Source organism: Streptomyces sp. NPDC005955 (genome assembly GCF_042871255.1).
Taxonomy (GTDB): Bacteria; Actinomycetota; Actinomycetes; order Streptomycetales; family Streptomycetaceae; genus Streptomyces.
The window spans coordinates 21,495-40,299 of record NZ_JBIAIF010000020.1 but is presented as its reverse complement, the minus strand read 5'-3'; the positions used below and the strand labels follow the sequence as shown (position 1 = coordinate 40,299).

Sequence of the window (18,805 nt, the reverse complement as noted above, 5' to 3'; positions counted from 1 at the left end):
GACCCACGGCACACGGGAACCACGAAGAGCACCGGAAAGAGCACGGGGGAGACCGGATGGACCCATCGGTACTGGGCGCACGCCTCGCTTCCAGCGCGATCGCCCCCCTGGTCAAGAAGCTGTTCGTGACGGAGGGCCCCGGCGCGGGACTGGTCGACCAGCCGGTACGGCTCTCGGCCTACGTGTCCTTCCGGGGCGAACGGCGCACCCTCTCCGAAGCGCAGCTGCACCGACTCGCCGGCCATCTGGTGCACGAAGCCCTCACCTCACCCGGCGAACGCGCCTTCCCCGCCGACGAGGCGACCGCCGTCACCGACGCCCTCGCCCGTACCCTGCTCGCCCTCGGCGACCTCGACATGGACGACGTCCAGGCCGTGCAACTCGGCCACCGCGAACTGGCGAAGGCCCTGCGCACCCGGGCCGCCGAGGCCGCCGGCCCGCCCCCGGACCACCACCTGTCCGCCGACGCCGCGCTGTTCTACACGTCCGCCGTCGAGTGGGCCTGTCTGCACGTGCTGCACTTCTTCACCCAGCGCTCCACCTTCATCGCCCGCACCCTGGTGGCCCAGAGCCGTGTCCAGGCCGAGACCATCGCCAAGCTGGACGAACTCATCACCCGCGCCCCCCGCCCCGACACGATCCGGGCCGCCTTCGAACGCCGCTACCGCACCCACGTCGCCACCAAGCACAGCAAGCTCACCATCTACGGCATCGACCTCACCGCGACACCGGGCGCCTGGCCGCTGGACCTGGCGTACCTGAGCCTCACCTCCACCGAGGAGCCCGTCGAACCGCCGCGCTCCGGCGCCCTCGCCGACCACCTCACCGCCCCGCGCCCCGCCACCACGCACCTCGCCGACCGGGTCCTCGCCACCCACCCCAAGGTCCTGCTGCGGGGCGTCGCCGGCTCCGGCAAGACCACGCTCGTCCAGTGGCTCGCCGTCTCCGCCACCCGCGCCACCCCGGACGGCCCGCTGGCCCACCTGCACGACCGCGTGCCGTTCGTGCTCCCGCTGCGCACCCTCACCCGGCACGGCGAACGGCTCCCCGGCCCGGAACGCTTCCTCGAAGCCATCGGCTCCCCGCTGGCCGGCGCCCAACCCCAGGGCTGGGCCGACCACGTCCTGACCGGCGGACGCGCACTCGTCCTCGTGGACGGCATCGACGAGGTCCCCGACGTCGAACGCGACCGCACCCGGACCTGGCTCGCCGACCTGGTCTCCGCGTACCCCGGCAACCGCTGGCTGGTGACCTCCCGCCCCTCCGCCGTCCGGGAGGACTGGCTGGCCGACGAGGGCTTCACGGAGCTCACCCTCTCCCCCATGAGCCGCGCCCACGTGGACTCCTTCATCCACCGCTGGCACTCCGCGGCCCGCCACGGCACCGACGCGCCCACCACCGCCCTGCTCGACTCCTACGAACGGCAGTTGCTCACCGCCGTCACCACCCAACCCGACCTCGGCCGGCTCGCCACCAACCCCCTGATGTGCGGCCTGATCTGCGCCCTGCACCGGGACCGCCGCGGCTACCTCCCGCACGGCCGCAAGGAGTTGTACGAGGCCGCCCTCGCGATGCTGCTCGCCCGACGCGACCGGGAGCGCGACGTCCTCGCCACGGTCGGCCGGGAGCTGCGCCAGGAGCCGCAGACCCAACTGCTGCAACGGCTCGCCTACTGGCTGATCCGCAACGGCCGCACCGAACTCGACCGGGACCGGGCCGAGGCCATCGTCGGCGAGGCGCTGCCCGCCGTGCCCGAAGCGGCGACCCTCGGCGACGCCCGCACCGTCTTCGCCCACCTCCTGCTGCGCAGCGGCCTGCTCCTCGAACCGTCCCCGGGCGCGGTGACCTTCGTGCACCGCACCTTCCAGGACTACCTGGGCGCCCGCCGGGCCGTCGAGGAGTGGGACATCGGGCTGCTGACCCAGCACGCCGCCGACGACCAGTGGGAGGACGTCATCCGCATGGCGGTGGGCCACGCCCGCCCCCGGGAACGCGCGGAGATCCTGGACGGCCTGGTGGCGGCGGGCGACCGGGCGACCGAACGCCGCGACCGCAGCCGCATCCACCTGCTCGCCGCCGCCTGCCTGGAACACGCTACGGAACTCGACCCCGCGGTGCGGACACGGGTGGGGGACCGCGTGAACGCGCTGATTCCCCCGCCGAATCCAGCAGCGGCCCGGAAGCTCGCCGCCGTGGGCCCGCTCGTCCTCGACCTGTTGCCCGGACCGGGGGAACTGGGAGCGGAGGAATCCCGCATGGTGGTCATCACGGCGTCACGCATCGAGTCCGAAGCCGCGATTCCCTTCCTCGCCCGTTACGCACACGACCCGTCCCTTTCCGTACGGTCGCAACTCGCGTGGTCCTGGTACCGCTTCGACACGGCCCGGTACGCCGAGGAGGTCATCGCCCGAGTCGATCCGGAAGGGCTCTACTTCTCGGTACGGAGCGAGAAGGAACTCCGCGTCCTGGGAGAACTCGGCGGTCGCCCCCGAGTACAGCTGACGGGCCACATCGGAACGGACGCGATCGCCTCCTACGTCTCCCGCTATCAGCCACAGGCACTGACGATCCTGAACCATCGTTCCCTGACCGGTCTCCAGTGCCTGCGCGATGCCGAAAAGCTCCACTCACTGGTCATTCAGAACTGCGACAAACTGCTTGACCTCTCCGCCCTGACAGCACTTCCGGCCCTTCGCAGCCTGGACTACACGGCGAATCTGCATCGTCCGCCCTGGGAATCGTTCGAGGCGCTGACCGAACTGGACGAGCTCACGGTGTGGGCCCTTCACCCCGGGATGTCACCCGACGACTGGGAGTCCGTGGGAGCGGTTCAGCACATGACGGAACTCGGACTCGACGTCGAGCTGCTCATGGCGATGCCGGACACGCTCGTCCTGCCGGAACTCAGGCGTCTGGCGCTGTTCTACGTGCAGCAGGAGAACCCGGTCGACGTTTCTTCGTTCGCCGCGCGATTCCCCCGGCTCGCCCGGCTGAGGATTCCTTCCATGGGCGGCCATGAAGTGCGGCTGCACGGGTTCGACCGGCTTCCCGAGACCGTCGAGGTCAGCTACGACTGAAGCACCGCACGCACGGAAAAGGGGTTGCCCCCGGACTCGTCGAGTCCGGGGGCAACCCCTCAGCGTGTGCGGTCCGCGCGGGGCCGGGTCACGCTTCCTTGCTCAGGTTGGGGCCCGCGCCCCCACCGGCGGCCTGCTCGATCGGCGGGACGTCCGGCAGCGCGGTCTTCTCCTCGCCGCGGAAGGTGAAGGCGATCTCCTCGCCCTCGCCCTCGGTGTCGACGACCACGATGTGACCGGGGCGCAGCTCACCGAAGAGGATCTTCTCGGAGAGGATGTCCTCGATCTCCCGCTGGATGGTCCGGCGCAGCGGCCGGGCGCCCAGGACGGGGTCGTAGCCGCGCTTGGCGAGCAGGGACTTGGCGGTGGGGCTCAGTTCGAGACCCATGTCGCGGTCCTTGAGGCGCTCGTCCACCTTGGCGATCATCAGATCCACGATCTGGATGATGTCTTCCTCGGTGAGCTGGTGGAAGACCACCGTGTCGTCGACACGGTTGAGGAACTCCGGGCGGAAGTGCTGCTTCAGCTCGTCGTTGACCTTGGCCTTCATGCGCTCGTACCCGGTCTTGACGTCGCCCTGGGCGGCGAAGCCCAGGTTGAAGCCCTTGGAGATGTCCCGGGTGCCGAGGTTGGTCGTCATGATGATGACGGTGTTCTTGAAGTCCACGACCCGGCCCTGGCTGTCGGTGAGACGGCCGTCCTCCAGGATCTGGAGCAGGGAGTTGAAGATGTCCGGGTGGGCCTTCTCGACCTCGTCGAACAGCACGACGGAGAACGGCTTGCGGCGCACCTTCTCGGTGAGCTGGCCGCCCTCTTCGTAGCCGACGTAGCCGGGGGGCGAGCCGAAGAGCCGCGAGACGGTGTGCTTCTCGCTGAACTCCGACATGTCGAGGGAGATCAGTGCGTCCTCGTCGCCGAACAGGAACTCCGCGAGGGTCTTCGACAGTTCGGTCTTGCCGACGCCGGAGGGGCCCGCGAAGATGAACGACCCACCGGGGCGCTTCGGGTCCTTCAGACCCGCCCGGGTGCGACGGATCGCCTGCGAGAGCGCCTTGATGGCGTCCTTCTGGCCGATGACCCGCTTGTGGAGCTCGTCCTCCATGCGCAGCAGACGCGAGGACTCCTCCTCGGTCAGCTTGAAGACCGGGATGCCGGTGGCGGTCGCGAGGACCTCGGCGATCAGCTCGCCGTCGACCTCGGCCACGACGTCCATGTCGCCGGCCTTCCACTCCTTCTCGCGCTTGGCCTTCGCGGCGAGGAGCTGCTTCTCCTTGTCGCGCAGGGACGCGGCCTTCTCGAAGTCCTGCGAGTCGATCGCGGACTCCTTGTCGCGGCGGACGCCGGCGATCTTCTCGTCGAACTCGCGCAGGTCCGGCGGCGCGGTCATCCGACGGATGCGCATCCGGGAGCCGGCCTCGTCGATCAGGTCGATGGCCTTGTCCGGCAGGAAGCGGTCCGAGATGTACCGGTCGGCCAGCGTGGCGGCCTGCACCAGGGCGTCGTCCGTGATGGAGACGCGGTGGTGCGCCTCGTAGCGGTCGCGCAGACCCTTGAGGATCTCGATGGTGTGCGGGAGCGACGGCTCGGCGACCTGGATGGGCTGGAAGCGGCGCTCCAGGGCGGCGTCCTTCTCCAGGTGCTTGCGGTACTCGTCCAGCGTGGTGGCACCGATGGTCTGGAGTTCACCGCGGGCCAGCATCGGCTTGAGGATGCTCGCCGCGTCGATGGCGCCCTCGGCGGCCCCCGCACCGACGAGGGTGTGCAGCTCGTCGATGAAGAGGATGATGTCGCCGCGGGTGCGGATCTCCTTGAGGACCTTCTTCAGGCGCTCCTCGAAGTCACCGCGGTAGCGGGAGCCGGCGACCAGCGCGCCCAGGTCGAGGGTGTAGAGGTGCTTGTCCTTGAGGGTCTCGGGCACCTCGCCCTTGACGATGGCCTGCGCCAGTCCCTCGACGACGGCGGTCTTGCCGACGCCGGGCTCGCCGATGAGGACCGGGTTGTTCTTGGTGCGGCGGGACAGCACCTGCATGACCCGCTCGATCTCCTTCTCGCGCCCGATGACCGGGTCGAGCTTGGATTCCCGGGCGGCCTGCGTCAGGTTGCGACCGAACTGGTCCAGGACCAGGGACGTCGACGGGGTGCCCTCGGCGGGACCCCCGGCGGTGGCCGTCTCCTTGTTCTGGTAGCCGGACAGCAGCTGGATGACCTGCTGCCGGACCCGGTTCAGGTCGGCACCCAGCTTGACCAGGACCTGGGCGGCGACGCCCTCGCCCTCACGGATCAGGCCGAGCAGGATGTGCTCCGTGCCGATGTAGTTGTGGCCCAGCTGGAGGGCCTCGCGGAGCGACAGCTCCAGGACCTTCTTGGCACGGGGGGTGAAGGGGATGTGCCCGGACGGGGCCTGCTGGCCCTGGCCGATGATCTCCTCCACCTGCTGGCGGACCGCCTCAAGAGAAATCCCGAGGCTCTCCAGGGCCTTAGCGGCGACACCCTCACCCTCGTGGATCAGGCCCAGGAGGATGTGCTCAGTGCCGATGTAGTTGTGGTTGAGCATCCGGGCCTCTTCCTGAGCCAGGACGACAACCCGCCGCGCGCGGTCGGTGAACCTCTCGAACATCGTTAATCGCTCCTCAGAGCGGTCAGGCAGTGAAAGGGGTCGGTCCCCTCCCTGTCCTTCCGCAGCTTAGTCCCGCAAGCGGGGACCGCTCATTCCAACTGCCGACACCCGTGCGTGGCCTCCTGACCCCGAACGCCGACATCTGCTCCAACCCGATGGTGCGAGACGATGTTCCCGCAGGCCAGGCAGTTACCCCTACCATCAGTACGCCGATGGCGAACGGGGACCGCCCGGGCCTTGCGTGTCGCCCCTCCCCACTAGGGATGTCTTACCCGCACGTACGGACAGTCCATGCGGGAAGCCCCCCTCCCCTCCGCTACGGGCGAACAACCGCGCGGCGTGACCCCGGGTCGTGCGCACCCGTTTCGGCCACCCTGGGCCGACCGGTGACCACGGTGCGTAACCGTGGCCCTGCTGCGGCTGTTGTTCCGACATGGCTCCCACCGTTCCCCGCCCCCGACGTCCGCTCCCCGACGGCGGCGGGGTGCGCCAGTGGTACGAGAACGAGCTCGGCTGGCCGACGGTTCCCGGGACCCCGCGGGGGGCCGGCGCCGGGCCGGGGGTGCTCCTGGTGACCGGAGTGCGCTTCGACGCCCTGGAGGTTCCGTCACGGGCGGCCCGCGCGGTGCTGGAGCGACCGGGCGGGGCGGCGGTGGGGCCGGTGGCCCGCTGCGGCCCGCGCACGCGGTTCCTGGTGGCCGCCGGCTCCGCCGAAGAGGTGCCGGGCCTGCTCGCCTGGCTGGAGTGGGGGGCGCTGGCCGGGGAACTGGGGCTGGTGGCCGTCGGCGCGGGCCGGACGATCGAGGCGCCCCGGCCGCCGGGCTGGCCGGCGCCGGGCGGCGGCCCCGCAGGGGCCCCCGCATGGGTGCGGCCCCCCGAGCCGGGGCGGCCGGTGGAACCCTCGCTCCCGGCGCTACGCCCCCTCGCGGCGCACCGGGTGCGAGGGAACGCGCGCGGGGGCGGTGGGGACGCCCCCGACCTCGTTCGGCTCGTGGACGCCGTGGCCAGCGAGTGCCTACGGGTCCGGTTGGGCCGAGCGCGTGATCAGCGGTGGGCGTCGTCGTACGCCTGACGGATGTTCGCCGGGACCCGGCCCCGGTCGTTGACCTCGTATCCGTTCTCCTTCGCCCAGGCACGGATCTGGGCCGTCTCCTGGCCGCTGCCACCGGCCGCCGCGGCACGGGCCTTGCCCCGACCGCCCGCGGACCGGCCGCCGGTGCGGCGCCCACCCTTCACGTACGCCTCCAGCAGGCCGCGCAACTTGTCCGCGTTGGCCGTCGTGAGGTCGATCTCGTAGGTCTTGCCGTCCAGCGCGAACGTCACGGTCTCGTCGGCCTCGCCACCGTCGAGGTCGTCGACAAGAAGGACCTGAACCTTCTGTGCCACCGGATTTTCCTTTCATCGATAACGTGCGGGTCGGTCCCCGCGGCACCCGCCGCCGATTCGCCGTCCCTTGTTATATGCAGTACAGCAGTACGTCGGAAAGCAAACCGCTTTTGCTGGAAAAACACAAACCCCTAGGCGAGACCGCCCGCGCCGATCGCTCCCGAGAAGCCTAGGAAACACACGCGTTTCGGACATAGGGCACCGCGGCGGGGACTGAGCGGAATACGATGTCCGGTCGCTCACAGATGCAGAAGCATCCGACTGTTGCCCAAGGTGTTCGGTTTCACTCGTTCGAGTCCGAGGAACTCGGCGACGCCCTCGTCATAGGAACGCAGCAGCTCGCCGTACACATCCGAGTCCACCGGCGCCTCGCCGATCTCGACGAAGCCGTGCTTCGCGAAGAAGTCCACTTCGAAGGTGAGGCAGAAAACGCGCCGAACACCGAGCCAGCGGGCGGTCTGGAGCAGCTTCTCCAGCAGTTGATGGCCGACGCCCTCGCCCTTGAGTGCGGGGTTCACGGCAAGTGTGCGCACTTCCGCGAGGTCTTCCCACATCACGTGCAACGCCCCGCACGCGACGAGCTGGGCGTTGTCGTCGCGTTCCGCCACCCAGAACTCCTGGATGTCCTCGTAAAGCGTGACCGTGGCTTTGTCGAGGAGGATGCGCTTGTTGACGTAGACGTCAAGGAGTCGGCGCACCTCGGTGACATCACTGGTACGGGCCCGTCGGACGGTGACCGCTTTCCTGACGGGTGCGGGTGCCCCGGTGACCTCGGAATCTGGGACATTCGTCGGGACCGCCGGAACTCCGGGTTGCTCTGCTGGCATGAACGGACGCTATCGCCCGTCCTCCGCGTTCGGCGCGGGGGGCTCGCCCTCGGGGCTCCGGGTCGGCTCCGCGGGCTTCCCCGCGTCGTTAGCCGCGTCGTGCGCGGGTTCGTTTCGCGGCGCGGGCGGGGGCGGGGTTTCGGGGCCCTGCACCATGCGTACGGCGTCACTGAGGGCTTCGCGCTGTTCGGGCGACATCATGCCGAAGAACGCGACGAGGGCGGCGGCCGGATTGTCGCTCTGCGACCACGCCTCGTTCATCAGTGCGGCGGAGTAGGCGGCCCGGGTGGACACGGCCTCGTACCGATAGGCGCGCCCTTCGGCCTCGCGGCGCACCCAACCCTTCTGGTGGAGGTTGTCGAGGACGGTCATCACGGTGGTGTACGCGATCGTGCGTTCCCGCTGGAGGTCTTCGAGGACTTCTCGAACGGTCACCGGACGGTTCCACTGCCAGACCCGCGTCATGACCGCGTCTTCGAGTTCTCCCAGGGGGCGAGGCACAGCTCGCACCATATCCGGATAATTCACCTGCGGCGCGACAAATCGCAGCCGTCCGGTGGGGTATCGGAAAAGGAGTGCGCCGCCGCGCGGGGTACGCACGGCGGCGGGTTCGGCGGGCCCGCGGTACGGGGCTCCGCCGGGGCTGGGCCGCTCGGGTGGGCCTCAGGCGCTCTCGTCGCGGACCGCGGCCGACTGGCGGGCCCGCTCCGCCTGGCGCAGGGCGTAGTCGACGGCCGCGTCCTCCTTGGCCTTCTTGTCGCCCCCCTGGGTCTTCACGATCGTCACGATGAGCGCGGTGAAGAACACGGCCATCACCGTGGGGGGCAGCAGCGCGGAGACGTAGTCCATGGGGTCAGGGTAGCGAGCGCTATCCGGCCGCCCGTTGCTGGGGCGGTTCGGCGGGCGGCGCCGGCTCGGGCGCGGGGGTCCCGCCGGGCTTCGTCGGGGCGGGGCGCCGGCGCGGCGGGAACACCTCGGCGGGGGTGGGCACCGGGCGGTGCGGCGCCGCGGGGTCGGCCGGGCCGGCCGGTTTGGGGCGCTCGGCGGGGGTGTCCCCGCTCGCGGCGCGCGGGGCGACCAGTCCGCCGGGCAGGGCGGTCAGCCGGGCCCGGGAGGCCGGCAGGACGGCCACCGCGGTGCCGCCGGGGCGGCCGGCGGGCACGTGCACCGGCGCGGCCGGCATGGGCACCGTCCGGGCGGCGAGGCGGACCCGCACCGCGCGCTCGGCGAGGACCCGACAGCGTTCCAGGAGCGCCGCGGCGACCGGAGCGCCCCGGAGCGCGCGCAGTGCGGCGAGGTCGTCCGGGACGGGCTGGTACCCGACCGCGAGCGCCTCTTCCAGGAGCGTGAGGTAGCCGCTGGTGGTGCCGGGCAGGGCGGCCCGGTAGCGGGTCAGGTCGGCGATCAGGAAGGCGCGCAGCCGGGCGCCCTCGTACAGTGCCTCGTCCACCGATTCGGCGAGGCGGAGGCAGTCCTGGACGTCCTCGGCGGATACGGGCCGGGGGTGGACGGCGAGCGCGAGGGCACGGCGGAGCACACGTAGCTCCTCGGCGCTGAACGCGAGGCCGCCGCAAGATCCGTAGGGCGTGGGCATGGGGTGACGATACGCGCTAATCAGACAAAACTCGCCTTTTGTCAGCGTGTCTCGTCCCTCCGGTGCGATCCGCTGCGCGTGCGGTGTCCAGTTGGGTGCGCTGCGGGTTCGCGCAGTTCCCCGCGCCCCCTATCGGGTGCGACCCGCTGCGCGTGCGCTGTCCTGCGCGGTGCGCTGCGGGTTCGCGCAGTTCCCCGCGCCCCCTATCGGGTGCGACCCGCTGCGCGTGCGCTGCTCTGCGCGGTGCGCTGCGGGTTCGCGCAGTTCCCCGCGCCCCCTATCGGGTGCGACCTGCTCGGCGTGCGTTGTTCTCCGCGCCCCTGTCGGGGCGCTCCTGGTGGGGGCGGCTGCGGGCGGACGTGCTCGGCCCGATGGACAGGGGCGCGGGGAACTGCGCGAAACAACAGCGCACCCCGCTGAACAACGCACGCGCAGCGGAACGCACCGGAAGGGGCGCGGGGAACTGCGCGGGTGACCGCAGCGCACCGAGCGGAACGTACCTGCGGCCAGCGCAGCGTTACATGCGGGCGACGTTGCGTTCGTAGACGAGACGGAGCCCGATCAGCGTCAACCAGGGCTCGTGCTCGTCGATGACGGACGCCTCCCCGAGCACCATCGGCGCGAGCCCCCCCGTCGCGATGACGGTGACGTCGGAGGGATCGGGCGCCAACTCCCGCGCCATCCGCGTGACGACCCCGTCGACCTGCCCGGCGAAGCCGTACAGGATGCCCGACTGCATGGCCTCCACCGTGTTCTTGCCGATCACGCTCCGCGGCCTGGCCAGCTCGATCTTGCGCAGTTGCGCACCGCGCACCCCGAGCGCCTCCACGGAGATCTCGATGCCGGGGGCGATCACCCCGCCGGTGTACTCCCCGCGCGCGGACACCGCGTCGAAGGTCGTCGCCGTACCGAAGTCCACGACGATCGCGGGCCCGCCGTACAGGTCGACCGCGGCGACCGCGTTGATGATGCGGTCGGCGCCGACCTCCTTGGGGTTGTCCATGAGGATCGGCACCCCGGTCTTGATGCCCGGCTCCACCAGGACGGCCGGGACGTCCCCGTAGTAGCGCCGGGTGACCTCGCGCAGTTCGTGCAGCACCGACGGCACCGTGGAACAGATGGCGATGCCGTCGATGCCCTCGCCCAGTTCCATCCCGAGCAGCGGGTGCATGCCCATGAGTCCCTGGAGCAGGACGGCGAGTTCGTCGGCGGTGCGGCGGGCGTCGGTGGAGATGCGCCAGTGCTCGACGATCTCCTCACCGTCGAACAGCCCGAGCACGGTGTGGGTGTTGCCCACGTCGATCGTCAGCAGCATGGGGTCTACTCCGCTCCGCCGTCGGGCGTCCGGGGCGCGGGCGCCGCCTCGCGCAGGTCCAGGCCGATGTCCAGGATCGGCGCGGAGTGGGTGAGCGCGCCCACCGCGAGGAAGTCGACTCCGGTGTCCGCGTACGCACGGGCGTTGGCGAGGGTGAGGCGGCCGGAGGACTCCAGCAGCGCGCGGCCCTTCACCAGGGCGACGGCCTCCGCGGTCTCGGTGGGCGTGAAGTTGTCCAGCAGGATCAGGTCCGCGCCCGCGTCGACGACCTCCCGCAGCTGGTGCAGGGTGTCCACCTCGACCTCGACGGGCACCTCGGGGAACGCCTCGCGGACCCGGGCGAACGCCTGGGCGACCCCGCCCGCGGCGACCACGTGGTTGTCCTTGACCAGGGCCGCGTCCGACAGCGACATCCGGTGGTTGACGCCGCCGCCGCAGCGGACCGCGAACTTCTCCAGGGACCGCAGCCCGGGCGTGGTCTTGCGGGTGTCGCGGACCTGCGCGCCGCTGCCCTCCAGGACGTCGGCCCACGCACGCGTCGCGGTCGCGATGCCGGACAGCCGGCACAGCAGGTTCAGGGCGCTGCGCTCGGCGGTGAGCAGGTCGCGGGTGCGGGAGGTGACGCTGAGCAGCGGCTGCCCGGCGGTCACCCGGTCGCCGTCCTCGACGTGCCGTTCGACCTCGAACTCGTCGGTGCAGACGATGGACAGCACCGCCTCGGCGATCCGCAGCCCGGCCACCGTGCCCGCCTCGCGGGCGGTGAAGTCGGCGGTCGCGACGGCGTCCTCCGGGATGGTCGCCACGGTCGTGACGTCGACCCCGCCGTCCAGGTCCTCCTCGACGGCCAGGTGGGCGATGTCCTCGACCTCGACGGGGTCGAGTCCGGCGGCGGCCAGCAGGGCGGCGAGCGCCGGGTCGAGACCGCACTCGGCGGCCTCCTCGTACGCACCGTCGGCGGGCGCACCGCAGCCGCAGCCGTCGCCGCAGCCGGCTTCGGGGACGAGGGGAAGGTGGGTGTCGCTCACGGCTCAGTGCTCCTGGGGACGGCGGTCGGGCGGTCGGCGGTACGGGTGCCGCGGGGCGCCCCTGGGGAGCCGTCAGCCGGTGCGGGCGCGGCGCCAGCGTACGCGCCCGGGCGGGTCCGGTCGTCGGCGGGCCCGGGGACGGCGGCGGTCGACGCGGTGACCTCGACGGTCGGGGGGAAGTCCGCCGCGGGCGTCGTGTCGAGCACCAGCGCGCGGTCGGGGGCGAGCGTGACGACGAGGTGGCGGCGCCACTGCGCGTCGTCCGGCCCGGCGTGGTCCTCGCGCCAGTGGCAGCCGCGGGTCTCCTCGCGGCGCAGGGCGGCGGCGACGAGGACCCGCGCCACGCACAGCAGGTTGGTGGTCTCCCAGGTGTCCACGCCGGGTTCGGCGGTCTTGCCGTGTTCCGCCAACGCGTCCCGCGCGGCGGTGTGCAGGTCCTGGAGCCCGCGGGCCGCCCGGGCGAGGGACTCCCCGGAGCGCAGCACCCCGGCGCCGTCGGTCATGATCCGCTGGATGCGGAACCGGTCCTCCGCGGCCAGCAGGGGGTGCGTGGGCGCCGCCGGGTGCGCGACCGGCTCCGGTGCGTGCTCCGGCCCCCGGGGGTGGCGATCGGCACGGACGATGGCGGCGGCGATGCGTTCCGCGTAGACGAGCCCTTCTAGCAGCGAGTTGGAGGCCAGCCGGTTGGCGCCGTGCACGCCGGTGCAGGCGACCTCCCCGCAGGCGTAGAGGCCGGGGACGGTGGTGCGGCCTTCGGCGTCGGTGCGCACGCCCCCGGAGGCGTAGTGCGCGGCGGGTGCGACCGGCACCGGTTCGGTGACCGGGTCGAGTCCGTGCGCCCGGCAGGCGGCGAGGATGGTCGGGAAGCGGTGCTCCCACATCTCGGCGCCGAAGTGCCGGGCGTCCAGGTACATGTGTGCGGCGCCCTGTTCGCGCATGCGGCGCATGATGCCCTTGGCGACGACGTCCCGGGGCGCCAGTTCGGCGAGTTCGTGCTGCCCCACCATGAAGCGCACCCCGTCGGCGTCGACCAGGTGGGCGCCCTCGCCGCGGACCGCCTCGGAGACCAGCGGCTGCTGGCCCTCCGCGTCCGCGCCGAGGAAGAGGACGGTGGGGTGGAACTGGACGAACTCCAGGTCGCTGACCTCGGCGCCGGCCCGCAGCGCCAGGGCGACGCCGTCGCCGGTGGACACGGCCGGGTTGGTGGTCGCGGCGAACACCTGGCCCATGCCGCCGGTGGCGAGCACCACGTGCGGGGCGTGGACGGCGCCCACCCCGTCGTGCTGGCCCTCGCCCATCACGTGCAGGGTGACGCCCGCGGCGCGGCCCGCGGCATCGGTCAGCAGATCCAGGACCAGGGCGTTCTCGACGGTGGGTATCCCTCGGGCACGGACCGCGTCCACCAGGGCGCGGGAGATCTCGACGCCGGTGGCGTCACCGCCGGCGTGCGCGATCCGGCGGCGGTGGTGGCCGCCCTCCCGGGTGAGCGCCAGGCCGCCGTCCGCGGACTCGTCGAAGCGGGCGCCGGTGTCGATGAGCCGGCGCACGGCGTCCGGGCCCTCGGTGACCAGCAGCCGTACGGCGTCCTCGTCGCAGAGTCCGGCGCCGGCGACGAGGGTGTCGTCGAGGTGCTGGCCCGGGGTGTCGCCCTCGCCGAGGGCCGCCGCTATGCCGCCCTGCGCCCAGCGGGTGGAACCGTCGTCCAACCGGGCCTTGGTGACGACGACGGTCTCCAGGCCGGCGGCGGCGCAGCGCAGTGCGGCGGTCAGCCCGGCCACCCCCGAGCCCACGACGACGACGTCGGCGGTGAGCGACCAGCCGGGGGCGGGCGCGTGCAGGCGGATGCCGGTGCTCCGGGCGGGGCGGGAAGGTGCTGCGCGGGTCACGAGACGGCTCCCGGGAGGTCGGACTCGCCGGCGGACGCGGGCGTGCCGAAGGTGAGGGGCAGATTGTCGATGAGGCGGGTCGAGCCGACCCGGGCGGCGACCACGAGCACGGCGTCGCCGGTGTGGTCGTCGGGGACCTCCGTGAAGTCGGAGGGGTCCACCAGCGCCAGGTGGTCGAGGACGAGCGGCGGGTCCAACCGGCTCGCGGCGTCCAGGCACTGGCGGGCGGCGGCCCGCACCGCGGCGGGCCCGCCCGGGGCGGCCCCGGCGACGGCGTGCGCATCGGCCGCCGCCCGGGCCTCGCCCAGGGCGTCCAGCGCTTCGGCCCGGGCACGGCTGCTCGGCGCGTGCACGGCCCGGGCCCGCAGCGCCTCCTCGGCCGCGTGCCGGTCCCGGCCCGCGAACAGGGCCTTCGACAGGGACAGCGCGGTGCGGCGTTCGGCGGCGGAGAGGTAACGGTTGCGGCTGGAGCGCGCGAGACCGTCCTCCTCCCGGACGGTGGGCACGGCGACGACGTCCACCCCGAAGTTCAGGTCCTGCACCATGCGCCGGATCACGGCGAGCTGCTGGGCGTCCTTCTGCCCGAACAGGGCCAGGTCGGGGCGGGTGAGGTGGAGGAGCTTGGCGACGACGGTGAGCACGCCGTCGAAGTGGCCGGGGCGGGAGGCGCCCTCCAGCCGCTCGCCCATCGGGCCGGCGGTGATCCGCACCTGGGGCTCGCCGCCCGGGTAGACCTCGTCGGTGCCGGGGGCGAACACCAGGTCGGCGCCCGCCCGCCCGGCCAGCTCCACATCGGCGTCCAGGGTGCGCGGATAGCGGTCGAGGTCCTCGCCGGCGCCGAACTGCAGGGGGTTCACGAAGACGGTGACGACGACCTCGCCGGTCACGCCGACCAGTCGGCGGGCGGTGCGGATCAGCTCCGCGTGGCCCGGGTGGAGGGCGCCCATCGTCATGACGACGGCCCGGCGGGCGGCGGGCGCCGCACCCGGACCGGTGACCGGCCCGCGCAGTTCGGCGGCGGAGTGCAGCAGCCTGGCGGTCATGGGGCGGTGCCTTCCGTGGGGCCCGGCTCGCCCGCGAGGACGTCGAGGAGGTCTTCGGCGAGTTCGGGCTTCAGCAGTCCGTGGGCGAGTGCCCGGTCGGCCGTGGCGCGGGCCATCGCCAGGTACCCGGCGACGGTGCCGGGCGCGTGCGCGCGCAACTGGGCGACGTGCGCGGCGACCGTACCGGCGTCCCCGCGGGCGACGGGCCCGGTCAGCGCCGCGTCGCCGGAGCGCAGGGCGTTGTCCAGGGCGGCGCCCAGCAGGGGGCCGAGCATCCGGTCGGGGGCCGCGACGCCCGCCGTCCGCAGCAGGTCCATGGCCTGGGCGACCAGGGTGACCAGGTGGTTCGCGCCGAGGGCGAGGGCCGCGTGGTACAGCGGCCGGGACTCCTCGGCGATCCACTCCGGTTCGCCGCCCATCTCGATCACCAGCGCCTCGGCGGCGAGCCTCAGCTCCTCGGGCGCGGTGACCCCGAACGAACAGCCGGCCAGGCGCTGCACGTCCACGGGGGTGCCCGTGAAGGTCATCGCCGGGTGCAGGGCCAGCGGCAGCGCGCCGGCGCGCAGCGCGGGGTCGAGGACCCGCACGCCGTACCGGCCGGAGGTGTGCGCGATCAATTGGCCGGGCCGGACCGCGCCGGTGTCCGCGAGTCCTTCGACGAGGCCGGGCAGGGCGTCGTCGGGGACCGTCAGCAGGACGAGTTCCGCGCGGGCCAGCACCTCCTCGGGGGTGACCAGGGGCACGTCGGGCAGCATGTGCGCCGCGCGGCGCACCGAGCTCTCGGAGACGCCCGAGACGGCCACCGGGCGGTGGCCGGCGAGTTGCAGCGAGGCGGCCAGGGCGGGGCCCACGCGGCCCGCTCCCACGACGCCGATGGTGAGGCGGGCGGGGCGGTCCCTGGGGTCGGGGGGGTGGAGTGCGTTCACTCGGTGACGACCTTCCGTTCCAGTCCGCTCGGGGTACCGGACGAGTTCTCGTCATGCTAACGCGGTGGTTCTTGGGCGTCCGCTGTGCAGTGGTCCGCTGCGCGTGCGCTGTCCTGTGCGGTGCGCTGCGGTTGCCCGCGTAGTTCCCCGCGTCGCTGGTCGGGTGCGTTCCGCTCGGCGTGCACTGTCCCGCTGAGCTGCGCGGTGGCTTCGCGCAGTTCCCCGCGCCCCCTATCGGGTGCGACCTGCTCGGCGTGCGCTGCTCCGCGCGGTGCGCTGTTGTTCTGCGCAGTTCCCCGCGCCTCTGATCCCCGGTGCGTCCGACTGCACGTGCACTGTCCCGCTGAGCTACGCGGTCACTTCGCGCAGCTCCCCGCGCCCCCTATCGGGTGCGACCTGCTCGGCGTGCACTGCTCCGCGCGGTGCGCTGTTGCTCTGCGCAGTTCCCCGCGCCCCTGATCCCCGGTGCGTCCGACTGCACGTGCACTGTCCCGCTGAGCTACGCGGTCACTTCGCGCAGCTCCCCGCGCCCCCTATCGGGTGCGACCTGCTCGGCGTGCACTGCTCCGCGCGGTGCGCTGTTGCTCTGCGCAGTTCCCCGCGCCCCTCATCGGGGTGCGGGGCTGATCTCAGGTGTGGCCTGCCGGACGGGCACGAGCCACGACGGATAGGGGCGCGGGGAACAGCGCACGTCGAGCGGGACGCGCCCGATAGGGGCGCGGGGAACTGCGCAACACGCGTCAGACGGTGCAGGACAGCGCACGAGGAGCCGGACGCACCCGATCAGGGGCGCGGGGAACTGCGCGAAGCCACCGCGCAGGCCAGCTGAACCATGCACGAGGAGCCGAACGCACCCGACCAGCGACGCGGGGAACAGCGCACGGGGAGCAGGACGTGCCGGAGGGGGGCGCGGGGAAGTCAGCGCGCCCTGCGGAACAACGCACGCGCAGCGGATCGCACCGTGCGGAACGGGGTACGCCACCAGCGCCCCCGAGCCGGCCGCCCCCGCCGCAACCGGGAGAATTCGCGGAACTCCCCGAGAGTCCGCCAATCGTGGCGCCCCGGCGCCGGAGGCAACGGCTCCCCCCGCCGCCGAGCCCGGTACAGGTCCAACGCGTACTGCTGGGTGAGGCTCATGCGCACCCCTCGTCTCGTAGATGGATCGGCCGGGGCCGAACTCCCACGAGCGTGCGGCGGGCCCCGTCACCCGGTCACGCCGATTGACGCCGGTCGTCAATCGGCGTGAGCACCGGCCCGAACCAGGTGCACCATGGCCCCATGAGCGTGCGCATCGACATCGCGGGCCTGCCGCCCGAGCGGATCGTCTTCGAGCCGTCCCCCCTCGCGGAGCTGGGCCTCGCGCTGCACGCCCTCGCGGAGCCGGGTCACCACCCGGGCCTGCACGGCTGGGCCACCGCGACCTCCGCGTCCCTGAAGCCGGACCTGGCCGACCGGCTGTGCGAGGCGGACTTCCTGTGGCGGACGACGTTCTCGGACGTCTTCATGCCCTTCGCGGGGCTGCGCGGTCACCACGGCCGCCCGGCGGCGACCCTCGCCGAGGAGCTGGACGTGCTCGACCGGCTGGACGACGAGCGGTTCGTGAACGCCGCGCTGGAGTTCACCTGCAACCAGACCTACGACCAGGGCCGGCCGTCCCCGCTGACCGACCCGGCGGTCGCCGCCGAGTCCCTGGAGCTGGCCGCCACCCGGGGCCCGCGCCAGACCGACTTCACCCGGCGCCTGCTGGCGGACCCGGCGGCCGTGCGCGCCTGGGTGCGCCGCCTCATCGAGGACTGCGAGGAGGCGTTCTTCGCCGACACCTGGCGCCGCGTCCAGGGTCAACTGGCCGCCGACGCCCGGCACAAGACGGAACTGCTGCGCCGCAAGGGGCTCACGGAGGCGCTCACCGCGGTCTCCCCCGCCCTGTCGGTCGACGAGGACCGCCGGTACGTCTTCCTCGACAAGCTGGCGCAGGGCTCCACCACCGCCGTGGACCCCGCGGTCGGCACCGGGCTGGTGCTCGTCCCCTCGCACTTCGGCTGGCCGCACCTGCTGGCGCTGCACGCCCCGGGCTGGCGGCCGGTCATCCAGTACCCGGTGGCGAGCGGGGAGCTGCCCGCGCCCGCCTCCGTGGAGCTGCTGGAACGCCGGCTGGAGGCACTGGCGCACCCGGTGCGGCTCCGGCTGTGCCGCAACATCGCCCGTTCCCCGTACACCACGGGTGAGCTGGCGCACGCCCTGGGCATCAGTGCCCCCGAGGTGTCGCGGCACCTCTCGGTGTTGAAGAAGGCGGGGCTGGTCAGCCCCCGTCGGCGCGGTCGCTACGTGCTGCACCAGCTCGACGTGACGGTGGTGGCCCGGTTGGGGGCGGACATCCTGGAAGGCATCCTGCGCTGACCGGCAGCCGCCGGCGCACGCCCCGCTGACGGGTTCAGCGGGCCCCGCCGCCCGCGCGCACCAGCCCCGTCTCGTAGGCGAGCACCACGACCTGGACCCGGTCCCGCAGTCCCAGCTTGGTGAGGATGCGCCCCACATGGGTCTTCACGGTCGCCTCGGACAGCACCAGACGGGCCGCGATCTCCCCGTTGGACAGGCCCTGGGCGACCAGCACCATCACCTCGCGCTCCCGGTCCGTGAGCCGTTCCAGCTGCTTGTTCCGCGGCTGGGTGCCGGTCTCCGGCAGCATCGGCGCGAACCGGTCGAGCAGCCGCCGGGTGGTGGAGGGCGCGACCACGGCGTCGCCGCTGTGCACGGACCTGATGGCGGTCAGCAGCTCGGCCGGGGGCACGTCCTTGAGCATGAACCCGGAGGCGCCGGCCTTCAGCCCGGAGAAGGCGTACTCGTCGAGGTCGAAGGTGGTGAGGATCAGGACCTTCGGGGGGTTGGCGCCCGAGCAGATCCGGCGGGTGGTCTCGACCCCGTCCAGCTTCGGCATGCGCACGTCCATGAGGACGACGTCGACGGAGGACGCGCGCAGCACCTCCAGGGCCTCGACCCCGTCGCCCGCCTCCGCGACGACGTCCATGTCCGGCTGGGCGGCGAGCACCATCCGGAAACCGGTGCGCAGCAGCACCTGGTCGTCGACGAGCATCACCCGGATCGGGGTCAT

Annotated in this window: 14 protein-coding genes and 1 pseudogene; 3 read left to right on the top strand and 12 right to left on the bottom strand. The window is 72.6% G+C overall.

From position 1 onward, the window contains the following. Window positions 1-56 precede the first annotated feature (56 nt). Window positions 57-3,077 (top strand): NACHT domain-containing protein, encoded by a 3,021-nt coding sequence (locus ACFYOU_RS31870; RefSeq protein WP_391310566.1) that lies wholly within the window; start codon window positions 57-59, stop codon window positions 3,075-3,077. Window positions 3,078-3,165: 88 nt separating this feature from the next. Here the strand turns inward: ACFYOU_RS31870 and ACFYOU_RS31865 are convergent, their stop codons facing one another. Next, the gene (locus ACFYOU_RS31865; RefSeq protein WP_387005081.1) at window positions 3,166-5,694 is read right to left on the bottom strand and encodes an ATP-dependent Clp protease ATP-binding subunit; all 2,529 of its coding nucleotides are present in this window, start codon (window positions 5,692-5,694) and stop codon (window positions 3,166-3,168) included. A 433-nt stretch (window positions 5,695-6,127) separates the two neighbouring features. On the opposite strand from ACFYOU_RS31865, the gene ACFYOU_RS31860 reads away from it, so the two are divergent. After that, on the top strand, window positions 6,128-6,766 hold the full coding sequence (locus ACFYOU_RS31860; protein WP_391310564.1) for an SCO3374 family protein: 639 nt from the start codon (window positions 6,128-6,130) through the stop codon (window positions 6,764-6,766). On the opposite strand, the gene ACFYOU_RS31855 is transcribed toward ACFYOU_RS31860, so the two are convergent. From ACFYOU_RS31855 to ACFYOU_RS31810, 10 genes and pseudogenes are all read right to left on the bottom strand, one after another. Beyond that, window positions 6,739-7,080, bottom strand: a complete 342-nt coding sequence (locus tag ACFYOU_RS31855; protein ID WP_385484077.1) for an Lsr2 family protein — start codon at window positions 7,078-7,080, stop codon at window positions 6,739-6,741. The genes ACFYOU_RS31860 and ACFYOU_RS31855 overlap by 28 nt on opposite strands. A 239-nt stretch (window positions 7,081-7,319) precedes the next feature. Then, entirely contained in the window at window positions 7,320-7,907 is a 588-nt protein-coding gene (locus tag ACFYOU_RS31850) for an amino-acid N-acetyltransferase (protein WP_387005087.1), read from the bottom strand. A 9-nt stretch (window positions 7,908-7,916) separates the two neighbouring features. Then, window positions 7,917-8,408, bottom strand: a complete 492-nt coding sequence (locus tag ACFYOU_RS31845; protein ID WP_391310562.1) for a BlaI/MecI/CopY family transcriptional regulator — start codon at window positions 8,406-8,408, stop codon at window positions 7,917-7,919. A 162-nt stretch (window positions 8,409-8,570) separates the two neighbouring features. Beyond that, complete coding sequence (locus ACFYOU_RS31840; protein ID WP_389772659.1) at window positions 8,571-8,756, bottom strand: hypothetical protein; 186 nt, start codon at window positions 8,754-8,756, stop codon at window positions 8,571-8,573. A 19-nt stretch (window positions 8,757-8,775) separates the two neighbouring features. After that, the gene (locus ACFYOU_RS31835; protein ID WP_391310560.1) at window positions 8,776-9,501 is read right to left on the bottom strand and encodes a hypothetical protein; all 726 of its coding nucleotides are present in this window, start codon (window positions 9,499-9,501) and stop codon (window positions 8,776-8,778) included. A gap of 517 nt (window positions 9,502-10,018) precedes the next feature. Further along, entirely contained in the window at window positions 10,019-10,816 is a 798-nt protein-coding gene (locus tag ACFYOU_RS31830; RefSeq protein WP_385484092.1) for a type III pantothenate kinase, read from the bottom strand. A 5-nt stretch (window positions 10,817-10,821) separates the two neighbouring features. Next, window positions 10,822-11,841: a carboxylating nicotinate-nucleotide diphosphorylase gene (nadC, locus tag ACFYOU_RS31825; protein WP_387005102.1), complete on the bottom strand. Its 1,020-nt coding sequence runs from the start codon at window positions 11,839-11,841 to the stop codon at window positions 10,822-10,824. A gap of 167 nt (window positions 11,842-12,008) precedes the next feature. Then, a pseudogene (locus ACFYOU_RS31820) lies at window positions 12,009-13,727 on the bottom strand (L-aspartate oxidase); the annotation flags it as partial. Next, window positions 13,724-14,770 carry a pantoate--beta-alanine ligase gene (gene panC / locus ACFYOU_RS31815; RefSeq protein WP_391310558.1) on the bottom strand — a complete coding sequence of 349 codons (1,047 nt, stop codon included), beginning with the start codon at window positions 14,768-14,770 and terminating at the stop codon, window positions 13,724-13,726. The pseudogene ACFYOU_RS31820 and the gene panC, both read right to left, overlap by 4 nt. Further along, complete coding sequence (locus ACFYOU_RS31810; protein WP_389772669.1) at window positions 14,767-15,696, bottom strand: Rossmann-like and DUF2520 domain-containing protein; 930 nt, start codon at window positions 15,694-15,696, stop codon at window positions 14,767-14,769. Before ACFYOU_RS31810 ends, panC begins: the two co-directional genes overlap by 4 nt. 1,278 nt (window positions 15,697-16,974) lie before the next feature. Here ACFYOU_RS31810 and ACFYOU_RS31805 point away from each other — a divergent pair. Beyond that, a complete protein-coding gene (locus ACFYOU_RS31805; RefSeq protein ID WP_389772672.1) occupies window positions 16,975-18,093 on the top strand; it encodes a DUF5937 family protein in 1,119 nt (372 codons plus the stop codon). Between the two features lie 34 nt (window positions 18,094-18,127). Here ACFYOU_RS31805 and ACFYOU_RS31800 read toward each other — a convergent pair whose 3' ends face one another. After that, window positions 18,128-18,805 carry a response regulator gene (locus ACFYOU_RS31800; protein WP_391310555.1) on the bottom strand — a complete coding sequence of 226 codons (678 nt, stop codon included), beginning with the start codon at window positions 18,803-18,805 and terminating at the stop codon, window positions 18,128-18,130.

Coding starts and splice junctions, on each gene's coding strand:
- ACFYOU_RS31805 (WP_389772672.1), top strand. CDS start 16,975: ATGAGCGTGCGCATCGACATCGCGGGCCTGCCGCCCGAGCGGATCGTC.
- panC (WP_391310558.1), bottom strand. CDS start 14,770: ATGACCGCCAGGCTGCTGCACTCCGCCGCCGAACTGCGCGGGCCGGTC.
- ACFYOU_RS31835 (WP_391310560.1), bottom strand. CDS start 9,501: ATGCCCACGCCCTACGGATCTTGCGGCGGCCTCGCGTTCAGCGCCGAG.
- ACFYOU_RS31870 (WP_391310566.1), top strand. CDS start 57: ATGGACCCATCGGTACTGGGCGCACGCCTCGCTTCCAGCGCGATCGCC.
- ACFYOU_RS31830 (WP_385484092.1), bottom strand. CDS start 10,816: ATGCTGCTGACGATCGACGTGGGCAACACCCACACCGTGCTCGGGCTG.
- ACFYOU_RS31800 (WP_391310555.1), bottom strand. CDS start 18,805: ATGACCCCGATCCGGGTGATGCTCGTCGACGACCAGGTGCTGCTGCGC.
- ACFYOU_RS31850 (WP_387005087.1), bottom strand. CDS start 7,907: ATGCCAGCAGAGCAACCCGGAGTTCCGGCGGTCCCGACGAATGTCCCA.
- ACFYOU_RS31865 (WP_387005081.1), bottom strand. CDS start 5,694: ATGTTCGAGAGGTTCACCGACCGCGCGCGGCGGGTTGTCGTCCTGGCT.
- ACFYOU_RS31860 (WP_391310564.1), top strand. CDS start 6,128: ATGGCTCCCACCGTTCCCCGCCCCCGACGTCCGCTCCCCGACGGCGGC.
- ACFYOU_RS31840 (WP_389772659.1), bottom strand. CDS start 8,756: ATGGACTACGTCTCCGCGCTGCTGCCCCCCACGGTGATGGCCGTGTTC.